We start from the raw sequence: 17,387 nt of genomic DNA on the forward strand, positions 1-17,387 counted from the left end.
AGATATTTGGATGAGGAAAGTAATAATTTGCATATTAATTGTTATATCTACTTCATTGACTATATTTGCTGAGGATAATTATAATAAGCCACTTATAGTAATCAATGAAGATTTAATATATTACGAGAATATTTCTCCTCAGATAAAGTGTGGAACTACATTTCTTCCGATAAAGATGTTTGCGACATCTATAAATGGGATTATAAAGTGGGATGAAGAGGAAGATATTGCTACTATAATAAAGGGCGATAAAAAAGTAGAAATAGATTTTGATAATGAAATAATAATAACTAATGATGGTAATTGTATAATATGTAATATGTATGTAGAAGATGGATGCTTGATGATACCGTTTAAATCTATAGCAAGCTATTTTGGATATACAGTTTCTTATATAGAAAGTGAGAACATAATAAGGGCTACTGATAATGATTCAGTTATAAGCGATGAAAGCTTGATTGAGAAATTAAAAAATAAAATTTTTAAGTGTAGAAACAAAAATAATAATAATAAAGAAGAACAGAAGATCGCTTATATAACATTTGATGATGGACCCTCTTTATATACTCAGGATATACTTAAAAGCCTTAAAATGTATAATTCAAATGCAACTTTTTTTGTACTATCAAGTAGTATAAAAAAATATCCAGATGAACTCGAAAAGATAGTTGAAGGTGGACATAGTATAGGACTTCATGGAGTGAGTCATGATGTAAAACAAATTTACAAATCACCTGTAAGTTTAGTTACAGAGATGCAAAATGACTCAAAGGTTGTTATGAGCAAAATCGGTTTCACATCAAACGTTATAAGAACTCCATACGGAAGCTTCCCGTATATGACTAAAGAATATAGAGATGCTTGTGTAAGTGAAGGATATAGAATATGGGATTGGAATGTAGACAGCAAAGACGCACTTGGAAAAAATATAAAACCGAGCATAATAATAAAAAATGTCATACAACAAGTTCAAGAACATGAAAAAAATAAGATAGCCCCTATAATTCTTATGCACGAGACCCTGAGTTCATCTATTGCTCTTCCTCAAATACTGAATTATTTAACCAAAAATGGATACAAAGTTATAGCAATAGATTACAATGAAGATCCTGTTAATTTTTGGAATGATTCTAGATAATTAAAATAATTTAGCATATGTGGAAAAAATTTTGTATATTTTTTTACTTTTGGTAAAAAATATATTTACACATATATTATGGAGGGATGAAGATGAGAGCTACAGGAATTGTTAGAAGAATAGATGATTTAGGAAGAGTTGTTATACCAAAAGAGATAAGAAGAACACTTAGAATAAGAGAAGGAGATCCTCTTGAAATATTTACTGCAAAGGATGGAGAAGTAATACTTAAAAAATATTCTCCTATTGGTGAAATGAATGAATTTGCACAGGAATATAGTGAAACATTGGCCGAACACACTGGATTTAGTGTTGTTATAACTGATTTAGACAGTGTAATATCAGTATCTAGATTATCTAAGAAGGAATATAAAGATAAGGCTATAAGTCAAGAATTAGAAGACTTAATAGAGAGTAGAGCATCAAATCTTGCTAAGGATAATAAGACTGTTCCTGTATTTAAAGGAGATTCTACGGAGTATAACAATCAAGTTATAATGCCGATAATAAGTGAAAGTGGAGATGCAGTTGGTGCCATTATAGTTGCAAATAAAGAAGAAGGTGAAATAACTGAAAATGATGAAAAATTAATAAAGGTTGCAGCTTCTTTCTTAGGAAAACAAGTTCAGTAATGATAAAGTAAAAAGGAGAATCCTAATAATAAAGGTGACTCCTTTTATTTTTTTAGCTAAGGAATTATACAATACTTATAGATATAAAACTTAAAATATGATATATTAACAATTGGTTTATATAGTTGACTTCTTAATGATTGGGGGGAGTAAAGTGACAAAAAATTCGTTTTTAAAAGGTGCTTTTATATTAGGAATGGCAGGTGTTGTAGCAAATATTTTAGGAGCTATATTTAGAATACCTCTTGGAAGAATAATAGGATCTGAAGGTCTGGGGTATTATCAAGCTGTATTTCCTATATATATAATGTTACTTAATGTTTCAGCAGCGGGATTTCCTACTGCAATATCACAACTGGTATCTCAAAAAATAGCGCTAAATGATTATAAAGGCGCTCATAATATATTTAAAACATCGTTTTCGGTATTGTTTTCAGTTGGGTTTATAAGCTTTTTAATACTATTTATTGGAGCAGATTATATTGTAAATAATATAATAAAAAGTCCAAAAGCATATTATAGTATGAGGGCAACAGCTCCAGCTTTATTATTGGTGCCGATAATGTCTACATTTAGGGGATATTTTCAAGGAAGACAGGATATGACTCCTACTGCTGTATCTCAGATAATGGAGCAGCTTGGTAGGGTAGTTATAGGTATATGCTTGGCGCTTATTTTACTTCCAAAGGGAACTAAGCTTGCAGCAGCAGGAGCATCGTTTGGAGCTACAACAGGTGCAATACTTGGAACACTTTACATATTATCTGTTTATATAAAGAAAAAAAGTACAATAAAAGAAGAAATAAGCAGTAGTAAAGTACATGAGCAGGAAACTAAGTCTGAAATAGTTAAAAAGCTTCTTTCGATAGCAATACCTATAACAATAGGGAGTACAATACTTCCTATAATGAATCTTATAGATTTGGGTATAGTTATAGGGAGACTTCAGTCTGTAGGATATTCATACGATAAAGCAAATATTTTATATGGACAATTAAATGGTATGGCAGCATCTCTTATCAATTTTCCATACGCTATAACTACGGCTCTTAGTATGAGTATGGTTCCTTCTGTATCATATTTTTACACTGTAAAGGATAATGAAGGTTTAACTAACAATATAAAAACGGGAGTTAGGGTTGCTTTACTTATTGGACTTCCAGCGTCGTTTGGACTAGCAGTTCTTTCAACTCCATTTATGCAAATGCTTTATCCGAATGAGCCATCATCAGTTGGACAAATGCTTTTATATTTGTCTATGTGTGTGGTTTTACTTGGACTTATTCAAGCATTTACTGCTGTACTTCAAGGAATAGAAAAAACACATATACCTGTAATTAATTTATCTATAGGGGCTATATTTAAGATTGCTTTGACATATATATTAATAGCTGTACCCGATTTAAATGTAAAAGGAGCACCAGTAGCATCTTTAATATCTTATATAGTTATATTGATACTTAATTACAGATACATAAAAAAACACGTTAAGGTAGAATTTGATACAGTATACTTCATAGTAAAGCCTTTAATGTCTGCAACTATTATGGCTACACTTGTAAGTATTTCTTACAATGGAGTATTAATTATAGCAGGAAATACGCTAGCTTGCCTTGTATCGGTGGTAGTAGGAGGAATTGGATATGGATTAGCTCTTATAAAGACTAATAGTATATCTAAGGAAGAAATCCTTATGATGCCTAAAGGAGAAAAATTATATAAGATTGTTAGGAAGATTAGTTAAAAATGGAGGGGTAGTATGAGCAAAAATTCCTTTTTAAAAGGAGCTTTTATATTGGCTGTAGCAGGTATGATTGTCAAAATACTTGGAGCGTTTTTTAGAATACCTCTTGGAAATATAATAGGATCGGAGGGTCTGGGATACTATCAAAGTGCATACCCTGTATATGTTTTACTTCTTACGATATCATCTGCGGGTTTTCCAACAGCTATATCAAAGCTTGTATCAGAAAAGGTTGCTGTTAATGATTATAGTGGGGCGCATAGAATATTTAAGGTATCTTTTATAGCTCTCATATTAACGGGTATAGTAACCTTTAGTATACTGTTCTTTGGATCTGACTATATAGTAACTTATATGAAGAACCCAAAGGCTTATTATTCTATGATAGCTATATCGCCTGCCTTATTATTCGTACCTATAATGGCGGGATTTAGAGGGTATTTTCAGGGAAGACAGAATATGACTCCAACTGCGATGTCGCAGATAGTCGAGCAAACTTTTAGAGTTGGTCTGGGTCTATATTTAGCATTTTTCTTTTTTCCAAAGGGAACAGAGTATGCAGCAGCAGGAGCATCATTTGGGGCGACATCAGGAGCTTTTATTGGAAGTTTATTTATGATAGTTATGTATATAGCAAACAGTAAGAAAATAAAAAAAGAATTAACATATAATACTTCAAAAAGAAGAGAGAGCACCAAAGAGATAATAAATAAGTTATTAATAATAGCTGTACCTATAACTATAGGAAGTGCTATTATGCCTATTATGAATATGATAGATGCTGCTATGGTTATGAGAAGGCTTCAAGATGGTGGGGTTACATATCTTGATGCTACAAAACTTTATGGTCAATTAACAGGAATGGCGGCAACTTTAATTAACCTTCCTCAGGTACTTACTATGGCGCTTTCTATGAGTCTTGTACCTGTCATATCTCATTCATTTGCCATAAATAATATAAACAAGGCAAGAGTAGATGCAAAAGCTGGTATTAGAGTAGCGCTTCTTATAGGGCTTCCTGCAGGATTTGGTCTTGCATCATTATCAACGCCTATAATGCAAATGCTTTATCCAAAAGAGCCATCTTCAGTCGGTCAAATACTACTATTTTTATCTATGGGAGTAATATTTTTGAGTTTAATTCAAACTTTAACGGGTATACTTCAAGGTATGGCAAAGGCTTATATTCCAGTTATAAACTTATTTATAGGGGCTATTGTAAAGGTTATTATAAGCTATACATTAATACCTATACCTTGGTTTAATGTTAACGGTGCTGCTATTGGAACGGTAAGTGCGTATATAGTAGCAACTGTACTTAATTTCTATTATTTAAAGAAAAACATGGATATAAAGTTTGGTTTTAAAGATTTTGTATTGAAACCTTTGATATCAGTTATTATAATGAGTATATGTGCGATATTTACATATAATATTTTATATAGGTTCTTTGGAAACTCTATATCATGTCTTGGAGCTATAACTTTATCAGGATTTGTATATGTAGTAATGCTTCTTTTGACAAAGGCTATTACTAAGCATGAGATTTTAATGATGCCAAAAGGAAAGTTGATTTATAAGATTCTTCATAGAGCTAGATTGATGTAGAGTTAATAACTAATATTTGGTTGAGTCCGAAAATTATACTCATCAAAATAACGCTACTTAGTTAAAATTTTGATTAAACTACAGATTCTGCTTTATAAAATATACTAAAAGTTCTAAACTCCCGTTGGTCGGACAACGAACTTTCTTAACGTAGATTTTAACAGCATAATCTAAGTTTAATAGCAAAATATTAACCAAAAGTAGCTAACATTTTAATGAGCATAATTTTTAAGTATAGTACCTAAATTTTGAGTAGATTTAAGAAAAAATATTTAAAAAAAATCTTTACTTATTATTGAAAATTACACGATTAATGTATAGAAGGTGAAATTATGGGAAGTATTCATATAATAGGGTTAGGTCCTGGAGAGTTTGATTTATTGAGCTTTGGAGCTTATAATAAGTTAAAGAATGGATCTAATATATATTTCAGAACTAATAAGCATCCTGTGGTGGATGATTTGATAAAAGAGGGAATACAGTTTGAATCACTTGATTATTTTTATGAGAGGGAAAAAGATTTTGATGAAGTATATAAAAATATAAGTGAATATATAATAAATAAAGCTGAAGTTGACGATATTATATATGCTGTTCCTGGTCATCCGAGGGTTGCTGAAAAAACAGTTGAGATAATACAAAGCTATGCAGATGAAAACAATATAGATATAAATGTAATACCTTCTATGAGTTTTGTAGATGCTATGTTTGATTTTTTAGAGGTAGATCCTGTTCATGGATTTAAGCTTATAGATGCTTTTAATATAAAAAATGAAAAAATAGATATAGATTCGAGTTTGATAATAACTCAAGTTTATGATAAATTTATAGCATCTGAGGTTAAATTAAACCTTATGAACTATTATGATGATGAACAAGATGTGTATATAGTAAAAGGAGCAGGTATTAAAAAAATCCAGCAAAAACATAAGGTAAAGCTTTATGAGTTAGATAGACTAGATGAATTTGATTATTTAACTAGTTTGTACGTTCCAATAGCTTCTGTTAAGAAGTACAAGGATATATTTGACCTTCAAAACATAATGCAGACTCTAAGAGGCGAAGGTGGATGTGATTGGGATAAAAAGCAAACTCATGAAACTCTTAAGAAGTACTTGATTGAAGAGGCTTATGAAGTAGCAGATAGCATAGAAAAAGATGATATAGATGAGTTAATAGAAGAACTAGGAGACGTACTTTTACAAGTAGTGTTTCATTCTCAAATAGGCAATGAAGAAGGATATTTTGATTTTAAGGATGTAACTACAGCTATATGTGAAAAGCTTATATTTAGACATCCTCATGTATTCTCAGATGCCGAGTTTGAAGAAGGTGAGTTCATTAAGAAATGGGAAGAGCTTAAAAAAGAAGAAAAAGGTGAGACTACTATAACTGAAAGTTTAAAGAGAATACCTAACTCTCTTCCAGCTCTTATAAAATCTACTAAGGTACAAAAAAAGGCAGCTCTTGTTGGTTTTGATTGGGACAATATTGATGATGTGTACAAAAAAATACAAGAAGAGTACAAAGAAGTTGTTGACGCGAGTAGACTTGGCAATATACAATACATAGAGGAAGAAATCGGCGATTTGTTATTCTCTGTAGTGAATTTGGCAAGATTTCTCAAAATAGATTCAGAGCAAGCCCTTAATAAAACTGTACAGAAATTTATAAAAAGATTTAGTTTTATAGAAGAAAATGCTATAAAAATGAATAAACAATTAGAGGATATGACTCTTGAAGAAATGGATAAACTTTGGAATGAGTCAAAGAAGCTCTAAAATGCAAGTTAAAACTTTAGAGTAAAGAAGGAATTTTTGAAAAAAGCTAGAATTAAAAGTTTATGTGAGTTATTTAAAATTTAAATAAAAAGAAAATACATAAGGAGGTAGTTACTGTGAACAAAGCTGAATTAGTAGCTAAAATGGCTGAATATAGTGGATTAACTAAGAAGGATGCAGAAGCAGGACTTAATGCATTTATGAAGTCTGTAGAAGAAGCATTAGTTGAGGGTGATAAGGTTCAATTAGTTGGATTTGGAACTTTCGAAACAAGAGAAAGAGCTGCAAGACAAGGTAGAAACCCAAGAAACCCAGAGCAAGTTATAGAAATACCTGCATCTAAGGCTCCAGTTTTCAAAGCTGGAAAAGGTCTTAAGGATACTGTAAATAAGTAATATATATAAAAAGTGTGGATATTCCACACTTTTTTAATATACAATTTAAGCGAAAAATCACACTCATTAAAATAACGCTACTTAGTCAACCTTTTAATAAAACTAAAGATTCTACTTTATAAAATATCCTAAAAGTTCTAAACTCCCGCTGGTCAGACAAAGAACTTTCTTAACGGATATTTTAACAGCATAATCTAAGTTTTATAGTAAAAAGTTGATCAAAAGTAGCTAACATTTTAATGAGCGTGATTTTTAAAAGTGGGGCTTATTATGTATATGTGGGTAAGATATTATTTCATAATAGAAACTAAAAATAAAAAATATGTCTATTAAAATGTTAGTGATTGCTTTTAGATATTTTGACTAAGAAAACTTAGATTTTGGCGTTTAATAATCCGTTAAGAAATTTCTGTGTTTGACCGTAGGGAGTTCGGAAATTTTAGGGTTATTAATAAGGCAAAAGCTTAGCTTTCTTCAAAATATCGTTGCATGAATGGTATTTTAATAGACATATTTTGATAACCCATATAAAATTTATAACTCAGGAGGTAGGATATGAGATTAGATAAGTATCTTAAGGTATCTAGACTTATAAAGAGAAGAACTGTTGCAAAAGAAGCTTGTGATAAGGGAATTATAAGCATTAATGACAAGGTAGCTAAGTCTTCTACTGTTGTAAGTGTTGGAGATGTTATAAAGATAAGATTTGGAGAAAAGGTTACTTGTGTTAAGGTAACTCAAATAAAAGAGCATGTACTTAAAAATGATGCAAAAGAAATGTATGACATTATAGAATAAATACTAAGTCCCCTTCATAAATTTAATATATAGAAGTTAATTCTATATCAATTAAGTTTTATATGGAGGGATTTTTTATGGATCATTTACTCAATATGAAAAATAGAGAAGAAATAAGCTTGTGTGGTATTGAACATATTTATTCTTTTAATGATACAAAAATAGAGTTAAGAACTGTTTCTGGAGATGTATCGATACAGGGAGAAAACTTAGACATGGGCAAACTCAGTATAGAAGACGGTATGGTAAATATAAAGGGAAGTATAAATTCCATAGTGTACTCTAAGATATCTAAAAAAGATGAGGAAGGCTTTTTAAAGAAGCTATTTAAATAAGTATGTATCCATCTGAAGAGATATATATACTGTTTGTTACTGTCTATGGTGGTATTTTAATGGGAATAATATATGATTTTTACAGAGGGATAAGGTGTAATATAAATAATAATAAGGTTATAAGGTGCGTAGAGGATATTCTCTTTTGGGTAATAATAACTGTAATAAGCTTTTTAATACTTCATAGAGCTAATTCTTATGATCTTAGATATTATAATTTTACAGGGTTTATAGTTGGAATAGTTATATACTTTAATACTGTTAGCAAATATATACTTAAGTTTTTGTGTAGATTTATAAAAACTATAATATTAATAATAACAAACCTATATTATCTAATAATATACCCTATTCATTTTGTATTTGATGTTATAATGTATATAGGGTTTAAACAGTTTAGAAAACGATGATATTTGGGGGATAAGATGAAAACTAGAAAAACTAAAAAGAAGAAGTTTAATATATATATTTTTATTTTTAAGTTATTTGTATTATTCATATTATGCTCATCTGCTTATAGTGTAATAAATCAAGGTATAGTCATAAGAGAATATAAAAAAGAGATAAAGTCTTTAAATGAGCAGATAAAACAAGAAGATGAAAATATCAAAAAAGTTAAAAAAGAGATTGAAAACTATAAAACAGATGAGTATATAGAGAAGATAGCTAGAGAAAAACTTAAGATGGTAAAACCAGGAGAAATTATATATATAGATATTAACAAAAGAGAGGTAGAATAATGAAGATTGCAGCTATAGATATAGGTACTAATTCGATGAGACTTTTATTAGCAGATTATGTAGAAGGTAAATTTTTTAATAGACAAAAATATATAAATACGACACGAATAGGCCAAAATGTTGATAAAGAAGGAATTATATCAGATGAGGCAATAGATCGAAATGTAGATGCTCTACATGAATTTGCAAATATAGCTAGAAAGAATGGTTGTGAGAAAATATTTGCAATGGGAACTTCTGCTCTTAGAGATAGTAAAAATAAGGAAGAGTTTTTGAAAAAGGCTTTTGATAAAAGTGGCGTTCTAGTTGAGATAATAAGTGGAGACAATGAGGCAGACTTAGGATTTTTAGGAGTTGTACAGGAAATAGAAGAGGATATTCTTGTAATAGACATAGGAGGAGGCTCTACTGAGTTTATAGTTGGAAATAAAGCTGAGGGAATTAAGTTTAATAAGAGTGAGAATGTAGGAGCTCTTAGAATGACAGAAAAATTCTTAACTAAAGATCCTATAGATGATATGGAGTTTGAAGAGGCTAGAAAATATATAGAAAATACTATAATGAATACTATAGATAAGATAAGTAATTTCAATATAAGTAAGGTAGTTGGGATAGGAGGAACTATCACTTCTTTATCAGCAATACACCAAGATTTAAAGGTATATGATACAGATAAGATACATAAGAGTGTTATATTAGACGCTGATATAAAAGAAATACTTCGTAATTTGAAAGAATTAACTGTAAAACAAAAAAGAAATTTAAATGGTCTTCAGCCAAAAAGAGCTGATATAATAACTGCTGGAGCACTAATCTTAGATATAATAATAAAAAACTTAAAAATAGAGGATATAATTGTTAGCGAATTTGATAATTTAGAAGGTCTAATTTGTCAAAAGCTAAAAAGAATGTCTTAAATTTCTAAATTGAGTATTACCGATTATGACAAAAACCTTTCTATCACTTTGATACAATGAACTGTATTAAGTGAGGGGGAGGTTTTTTTTATGCAAAGACCACAGATATCTTCATATAAGAGAAGATATATCAATGAGATATCCGAAGGTATGAATGTAGATAATACAGCTGTATTTTTATGTGTAATTGGATTTTTGCTCGGACGAGCAGTTATAATAGACAATCTAGGACCTTTTGGCATAGCTTATTTTATTTATATGTGTACTCATAAGAAGTATAAGATGCCAGTATTTTTTTGTATATCAGCTGGTATAATTTTAAGTCACAGTGGGTCTCATGCGCTAAGATATATAATAACTCTTTTCTTTATAAATTTCATATCATCATTTATATCAAAGTATGATGATAATATTTTTAGAGTCTCTATTATAGGTTTTTTTATAACCTCGATAAGTGGGATTATATACTCTTTAGTAACTGATTTATACATGTATGATATATTGGTTTCTGTAATAGAAGGACTAGCTGTGTCTTCTCTTATATATATATATTCATATGGTATACCTCTTATTCTAAAAAGGTCTATAAGAAGAAATATATCAAGTGAGGAAACTATAGCATTATCTATAATAATAGCTCTTTCAATAACTGGAATATCGAATATAAGCTTGTTTGAGGTATCATTAAAGAATGTATTATCATTTTTAATAATAATAGTAGTGGCGTATCAAGCAGGACCAGCTCTTGGATCTGCAAGTGGTATAACTATAGGGATAATAACTACTATGAATACAGTATCATCACCTATGTATATAGGAATATATGGATTTTCAGGTCTTTTGGCAGGCCTTTTTAGAAAGTTAAGTAAGTATGCAACTACTATAGGTTTTATCATGGGATGGAGCATAATAACTATATATACAAGAGGAAGCAACGAGCTTTTATTAACACTTAGAGAGATAACTATATCTTCTTTAATATTTCTTATGATACCTGATGATAGATTAAAGTATATAGAGAAATTTACTAAAGGGGTTTTGGGTAGTGAAGAATCTTCTATTAATTATATAAACAGGGTAAAGGAGATAATGAATACAAGACTTAAGGACGTATACAAGGCTTATGAAGAGGTTGGGGCTACTTTCGATAAAGTTAGAGATAAGGATAAGGTGCTGGATCAAAGGGATATAGCAAGTGTTATAGATATGGTAACTCACGATGTTTGCTCTGATTGTCCTATGAAGAGGGGCTGTTGGAATTTAAAGTTTACGAAGACTTATAATATGTTTACGAATATACTAAATCATCTAGAGGAAGATGGAAGAATAGATAATAATTATGTAAAATCTCAATTTGTAAGAGATTGTATGAAGTTTGATGATGTGATAAAAGGGTGTAATCATTATTTTGATTTGTTTATGCTAAATTATAAGTGGAACAAGAAGCTTTGTGAGACTAGAAAGCTAGTATCCAGTCAGATAAAGTCTATTGCCTATTCTATTCAAAATGTTTCAGATGAAATAAATAATAGTATGAACTTCGATATGGATATAGAAAACAACATAATAGTTGAGCTTGATAAAGAAAATATAAAGGTGGATAAGATAAGTTATATTAAAAGAGATGATAATTTTGAAATAAATATACAAAGACATAATTGCTATAATGGAGATTTGTGTGAAAAAAAACTTATTAATGCTGTGTCAAGAGCTGTGGGACAAGAAGTATCAGCTTATAAAATGGGATGTAGATCTATGAACAATATTTGTAATATAAGGCTTGTTAATTTTAAAAAGTATACAGCTAGAACTGATGTAGCTTATTTATCTAAGGATGGAAATATAATATCTGGGGATAACTATACATATATGGAAATATCAGATGGAAAGTATATGATAGTACTTAGCGATGGAATGGGAAAGGGAGAGAAGGCATCAGAAGAATCAGCACTTACAATAGAAATGTTAGAAAAAATGCTAGAAGCAAAGATAGATGAGAAGATAAGTATAGAGACTATTAACAACATGTTAATGCTAAAATCATCGGATGAGATATTTTCAACTCTAGATTTAAATATTATAGATTTGAATAATGGAAATTTAGAGAGTGTGAAAATGGGTGCCTGTCCATCTTTTATAAAAAGAAAGAATGGTGGGGTTGAGGTTATATCATCTTCATCACTTCCTGTTGGTATAGTATCTGAGATAAAAATAGATAGGGAAAAAAGAAGTGTGAGAGAAGGCGATATAATAATAACTGTATCAGATGGAATAATAGATGCTGGAAAAGACAAAAATCTAGGAGAAAATTGGCTGTACACAGTTATAGAGAAGATGGATAAAAAGAGTACAAAGGAGATTGCAAAATACATATTAGACAAATCACTTGAGCTTGTAGATGGAAAAGCTCAAGATGATATGACCGTTATGATTACCAAGATATGGAGAAACAGGGAGTAAGAAGAAATTTCTAAATATTCACAGATTTTGTGGATAATGTGGATAAAACTGTGGGTAAGTTTGGGAATAATTTGTGAGTATAATGCATATAATAGTACGTTTATTAGGTATAGACTTAATCACAGGTGTCTGTGTATAATGTGGATAAATAATGTGGATTATTAACAATCCACATCGTATTCACTAACATGAGACACTCCGTTATTCATGGTTACTACATATCTCTTATCTGATATTTCAGATAGGTGGGTATTGTGAGTAACCATTATTATTTGTCTATTAAAGTTTGTGTTTATTTCTTTTAAGAATTTACCTACGTTTATGATGTATTCTTCTGATACGTGTTTTGCAGGTTCATCTAAGATGAAAGGCCCTTCTATTTGAGGCTTGTGTGTTTGAAGCATACAATATTTAAGTGTAAGAGATATTACATCTATTATACCTCCGCCTCGACTATCTTCTGGAGTGTTTATTATCCTAGTATCTTCGTCTATTTGACTTATAACGTTAAAGGATGCCTCGGGGCGTCCTCTTTTTTGTTCAAATTCTATTTTGAATTCTATATTCTCACCAGTTACAAATTGAAGTGCTTTAGTTACCATTACTTCGAATTTGTGTTTTACTTGTTCACGGGCAAATGCTGAACTCTCTTCAAGTAGAAGCTTTGCTTTTAAGAAAACTTCTTCTTGTGATTTAAAGTTTTCTATTTTTAATTTTATAGTTTTCATATCTTCTTCTATTTTTGATTTCATTGTTTTTTTGTATACTATGTAGTCTCTATATCTAGCGTATTTATCTTTTATTTCATTTAAACTCATATAATCATCTCCTAGATATTAGGTATTGTATCGGGAAGCATTTCATTTATTTTTGATATTAAGTCTTGTTTTTCATTTTCAAGCTTTGATATTATTTCGTCTAGTTTTTCGGGGTCATATCCTAGTGATGTTATTTCTTCTTTTAGGGTTTTCTCTTGTTTTTCTAGTTCCTCAAGTCTTGTTTCGGCTTTGTATTTGGTCATTTTGCCTTTCTCGATTTTATCTTTAAGTTCCTGCAATTGCTTTTCGTTCATTTTAAAATCCTCCTTTTAATTTAGGTGTTAAGCCAAAAATTACACTTATTGAAATAACGTTACTTAGTTGATATTTTTATAAAACTAAGCATTACGTCTTATTAGATAACCTAAAAGTTCTAAACTCCCTTTGGTCAGACAACGAACTTTCTTAACGGATATCTAAACGTCGTAATACAAGTTTTATAGAAAAATATCAAACCAAAAGTAACTAACATTTCAACAAGCGTAATTTTTTAGGTTAAGTGTGAAATGTAAATGATGATTGTTATAATATCACTATGTGGGTTGCTTAGCCCCAAAATTACACTTATTGAAATAACGTTACTTAGTTGATATTTTTATAAAACTAAGCATTACGTCTTATTAGATAACCTAAAAGTTCTAAACTCCCTTTGGTCAGACAACGAACTTTCTTAACGGATATCTAAACGTCGTAATACAAGTTTTATAGAAAAATATCAAACCAAAAGTAACTAACATTTCAACAAGCGTAATTTTTTAGGTTAAGTGTAAAATGTAAATGATGATTGTTATAATATCACTACGTGGGTTATAAGTTGGATATTATATTTTCTGTAGTAGTGTTATCTATATTGCTAAAGCATGTTGGGCATTTGCCCATTTTTTTAAGCATATCTGAGTATGCTTGGGTGCATTCTTTTAGTCCGGCTTGGACTGTTGTTATGTAGTCTGAGCCTTTTTCTAGTCTTAGTTTTGTGTCTTTATAGTTTGTGTTTAGTTGGTTAAGTGATTCTATTTTTGTTTGTATGTTTATATAGCTTGTGTGTAGTTTTTCTATAGTGTTGAAGTCTGGCATTCTTGTTATGTTATTTTTTAGTTTTATTTTCTCGTTTGATATTATTTTGTATTCTTTATTTATTTTTTGTAGAGATTCTGTTTTTGAGTTTAGGTTTTCTAGTTTTAAGTACGTTTCATTTACATTGTCTATGTTTTGTAGTTTTTTTAGTGTTATTTTTAAGTTTTTGTTGTTATTGTTCAAAAAGTCTATTTTGTTTTTAAGTAGGTTTATTTTATTTAGCTTGTCTATTGTATTTATTAAGTTATTGTTTATTTTTTCGGCTTCTTCTATGTTAGCTAGATTATTTATAGTGTTTTTTAGAAGATTTTTGTTAGTGTTTATAGATTTAAGAGAAGCAGATGTTTTTTGTAGGTTTAGATATTCTTTGTGTTTTAGTTCTAAGTCCTTTATAGTAAGTTGAGCTTTTTCTATGTTGGATAGTTTTTCTATAACTTCACTACATTTTGATTTTTTTAGTTTTATGTTTTGTAGTGAGGTTATGTATCTTCTAAGTGTTTCTATATTTTTCTCTGCTTTTTCAGCTTGAGTTATAAAGTCTGATATTTTAGCAAGTTTCTTTTCTTCTTCTTCTAGGTCTTCGTATTGTTTTAGTTTTTCGTTTAAAATTTCGTATTCGTTAGATTTTTCTTTTACTTTTTTGTTTATGTCTAGTATGTCGGCTTTTATATCTCTTATTGATGAGTCGAATAAGTTTGCGTTTATAAGTTTACCTATTGTTTTTGATCTTTGTGCTCCATTTGATGATATCAAAAATGGGGGATCTAGTTGGAAGGCAAAGTTTGGTATTTCAACTAAGTCCTTATCTATTTTAAGTATTTTGACACCACAGGCATCCATAATTTCTGGTATAGAATCTACGCCGAAGTTTTCGTTTTCTGATATGTCTCCGTTTGGGTATTCTATTTTATATGTGTTTTTAGATACTATTTTCTTTTTTCCGCTTAGTTTTTTTGTACGAGTTATCTTGGTTTCATCACTAAGGGTTACAGTTACGCTACATTCGTTAGTTCCTTGTCTTACCATATTGTTTCCCTGAGGGTCGTTAAGTATTACCCATCTTATGGCTCTTATTACGGCTGATTTTCCTTTGTCGGATTCACCTATTATTGTGTTGAGGCCGTTTAAAAGATTTAGGGTGGTGTCTTTATGGCTTTGGAAGTTTTGAATGTGGAGTTGTTTTATAAATTTCAATTTCGAAAGCCTCCTTATTTTTCAGTTTAGTGGTTAAGCGAAAATTAGTGGTCAAGCGAAAAAATGCTACTGATTAAAATACCGCTACTTAGTCAATATTTTCATAAAACTAGAGATTCTGCCTTATAAAATATACTAAAACTTCGTAAACTCCCTACGGTCAGACAACGAAGTTTCTTAACGTATATTTTAACAGCATAATCTAAGTTTTATAGGAAAATATTAACCCAAAAGTAGCTAACATTTTAATAAGCATCATTTTTTAGGATTATGTGTAAACCTCAAGTGATAATTGTTTAAATATACACTACGTGAGTAGAGGTTAAGCAAAACATTATGTGTATTGAAATATAACTACTTGAGCTAATATCAAAATAAGGCTTAAAACATTGCTTACGCAGGAACTAGAAATTTTAAATTTCTGATATATAAGCAATTTTAATTATTCACTTGATAGACTTTCTTCTGCTATTGATAATTTAGTCAGTGCGTAGTCTACTACTTCTTTTTCTAGTTCTTTATTTGTTGCTATTTTTTTTACTATGCTGGTTATGTCCATTGATTCTATTGTTGAGGCTACTTTTATTTCTCTCATGAATTCTTCTATTTGGATTTCTTTGTATTGTGAGCTTTCTATGTGAGATCTGTCTAGTACGTCTTCGCCTTTTTCTTGTTTTAGAGGTATGAATTCTAGTTTTATATCATTTTTTGATATTTCTATATATAATACTCCTACTTTTCTTTTCATTTCGGTTCTATCTGATGATACTCTGGATAGAGATCCTGGGTTTGTGAAGTATTTGCCGTCTATTTGTATAGGGTCAAATCCAGCGTGGTAGTGACCTGTTAGTGTTAAGTCGGATTTTGTTTCTTTTATTTGATCTATTGTAACTACTGTCATATGGGGGTTTAGTTGTTTTTCCATTAGCATTCCGTGTATTATATGTATTGCTTTGTCTGCGTTAACAGTATCTACAACGTAGTCTTCTTTTATATCATCATGGTCTATACCGAAGTGAGAAGGTGTTCCTGTTATTTGGAGTGTAAAATCATTTTTGGTTATTATAAGTTTTTCTCCTTTGTACATAAGGTCTATAAGTCCTGCTTTTTCAAATAGTCCTAGTTGGGTTGATTTTATGTTGTCTATATTGTTACCGAAAAGGTCATGATTTCCAGCTACTCCTATTATTCTATTGAAATATCTAAGTATTTTTGCTGTTCTTCCAGCTACGGCATTTGATACGCTTGGGTTATCGAATAAGTCTCCTCCGAATAATACGAAGTCACAGTTTCTGTTATTTGATATATCCTTTATTTGACTTAGCTTATCTAGAACTGTATCTAAGAAGTTATCTTTTCTACTTCTAGGATTTCTTCCGCTTATATGAACATCTGTGAAGAATAAAGTTCTTATTACGCTGTCGTTTCCTTTTAATGTTAGGTTGTTGTAGTCCAAAGAGACATCTCCTTTCATATTAAGATTGTACAACTAAATGGGGATAAGATAAAGGGGATTTTATAGTGCTTAAGCAAAAATAAAGCTTATTAAAATACTAATCTGTACCCTTTGTAAAGGACAATAAAAAAAAGACTACGCTACATTAAGAAGATGATTTCTGTATTGGACAGGAGTCATCTTTTTTAATCTCCATTGATATCTATAGTTATTATAGTAAGTCATGTATTGTTTGATTTCACGTTTAAGCTGTTCTAAAGTTTCGCATGATTTGATATTTGCTTCATCTTTAAAGTG

Annotated in this window: 17 protein-coding genes; 12 read left to right on the top strand and 5 right to left on the bottom strand. The window is 30.1% G+C overall.

The window, feature by feature from the left end; all coding sequences use genetic code 11:
* Positions 1 to 10 precede the first annotated feature (10 nt).
* The 12 genes from WJW32_RS05075 (at position 11) to spoIIE (ending at position 12,548) form a co-directional block, all read left to right on the top strand.
* Complete coding sequence (locus tag WJW32_RS05075) at positions 11 to 1,138, top strand: polysaccharide deacetylase (RefSeq protein ID WP_340255921.1); 1,128 nt, start codon at positions 11 to 13, stop codon at positions 1,136 to 1,138.
* A gap of 92 nt (positions 1,139 to 1,230) precedes the next feature.
* Positions 1,231 to 1,770, top strand: coding sequence for a stage V sporulation protein T (spoVT, locus tag WJW32_RS05080; protein WP_340255923.1), 540 nt, complete (start codon positions 1,231 to 1,233; stop codon positions 1,768 to 1,770).
* A 154-nt stretch (positions 1,771 to 1,924) separates the two neighbouring features.
* A complete protein-coding gene (locus WJW32_RS05085) occupies positions 1,925 to 3,514 on the top strand; it encodes a putative polysaccharide biosynthesis protein (RefSeq protein WP_340255925.1) in 1,590 nt (529 codons plus the stop codon).
* Positions 3,515 to 3,529: 15 nt separating this feature from the next.
* On the top strand, positions 3,530 to 5,122 hold the full coding sequence (locus WJW32_RS05090) for a putative polysaccharide biosynthesis protein (protein WP_340255927.1): 1,593 nt from the start codon (positions 3,530 to 3,532) through the stop codon (positions 5,120 to 5,122).
* A gap of 332 nt (positions 5,123 to 5,454) precedes the next feature.
* Positions 5,455 to 6,903: a nucleoside triphosphate pyrophosphohydrolase gene (gene mazG, locus WJW32_RS05095; RefSeq protein WP_340255930.1), complete on the top strand. Its 1,449-nt coding sequence runs from the start codon at positions 5,455 to 5,457 to the stop codon at positions 6,901 to 6,903.
* Between the two features lie 116 nt (positions 6,904 to 7,019).
* A complete protein-coding gene (locus WJW32_RS05100) occupies positions 7,020 to 7,298 on the top strand; it encodes an HU family DNA-binding protein (protein ID WP_248480992.1) in 279 nt (92 codons plus the stop codon).
* Positions 7,299 to 7,853: 555 nt separating this feature from the next.
* Positions 7,854 to 8,096 (top strand): RNA-binding S4 domain-containing protein, encoded by a 243-nt coding sequence (locus tag WJW32_RS05105; RefSeq protein ID WP_340255936.1) that lies wholly within the window; start codon positions 7,854 to 7,856, stop codon positions 8,094 to 8,096.
* Positions 8,097 to 8,173: 77 nt separating this feature from the next.
* Positions 8,174 to 8,431: a sporulation protein YabP gene (gene yabP, locus WJW32_RS05110; RefSeq protein WP_248480988.1), complete on the top strand. Its 258-nt coding sequence runs from the start codon at positions 8,174 to 8,176 to the stop codon at positions 8,429 to 8,431.
* A gap of 2 nt (positions 8,432 to 8,433) precedes the next feature.
* A complete protein-coding gene (gene yabQ / locus WJW32_RS05115) occupies positions 8,434 to 8,841 on the top strand; it encodes a spore cortex biosynthesis protein YabQ (protein WP_340255943.1) in 408 nt (135 codons plus the stop codon).
* Between the two features lie 15 nt (positions 8,842 to 8,856).
* On the top strand, positions 8,857 to 9,171 hold the full coding sequence (locus WJW32_RS05120; RefSeq protein WP_340255946.1) for an FtsB family cell division protein: 315 nt from the start codon (positions 8,857 to 8,859) through the stop codon (positions 9,169 to 9,171).
* Entirely contained in the window at positions 9,171 to 10,088 is a 918-nt protein-coding gene (locus WJW32_RS05125) for a Ppx/GppA phosphatase family protein (RefSeq protein WP_340255949.1), read from the top strand. Before WJW32_RS05120 ends, WJW32_RS05125 begins: the two co-directional genes overlap by 1 nt.
* Positions 10,089 to 10,178: 90 nt before the next feature.
* Entirely contained in the window at positions 10,179 to 12,548 is a 2,370-nt protein-coding gene (gene spoIIE, locus WJW32_RS05130; protein ID WP_340255952.1) for a stage II sporulation protein E, read from the top strand.
* Between the two features lie 161 nt (positions 12,549 to 12,709).
* Here spoIIE and WJW32_RS05135 read toward each other — a convergent pair whose 3' ends face one another.
* From WJW32_RS05135 to WJW32_RS05155, 5 genes are all read right to left on the bottom strand, one after another.
* A complete protein-coding gene (locus WJW32_RS05135; RefSeq protein WP_340255955.1) occupies positions 12,710 to 13,366 on the bottom strand; it encodes a hypothetical protein in 657 nt (218 codons plus the stop codon).
* 11 nt (positions 13,367 to 13,377) lie between these two features.
* Entirely contained in the window at positions 13,378 to 13,620 is a 243-nt protein-coding gene (locus WJW32_RS05140) for a hypothetical protein (RefSeq protein ID WP_340255958.1), read from the bottom strand.
* A 553-nt stretch (positions 13,621 to 14,173) separates the two neighbouring features.
* On the bottom strand, positions 14,174 to 15,634 hold the full coding sequence (locus WJW32_RS05145; protein WP_340255960.1) for an AAA family ATPase: 1,461 nt from the start codon (positions 15,632 to 15,634) through the stop codon (positions 14,174 to 14,176).
* Between the two features lie 442 nt (positions 15,635 to 16,076).
* The gene (locus WJW32_RS05150) at positions 16,077 to 17,090 is read right to left on the bottom strand and encodes a metallophosphoesterase family protein (RefSeq protein WP_340255963.1); all 1,014 of its coding nucleotides are present in this window, start codon (positions 17,088 to 17,090) and stop codon (positions 16,077 to 16,079) included.
* Positions 17,091 to 17,225: 135 nt separating this feature from the next.
* Positions 17,226 to 17,387, bottom strand: a 162-nt coding sequence (locus WJW32_RS05155; protein WP_340255972.1) for an IS3 family transposase, incomplete at its 5' end; no start/stop codon positions are given.

Source organism: Tepidibacter sp. Z1-5, assembly GCF_037844525.1.
Lineage (GTDB): Bacteria > Bacillota > Clostridia > Peptostreptococcales > Peptostreptococcaceae > Tepidibacter_A.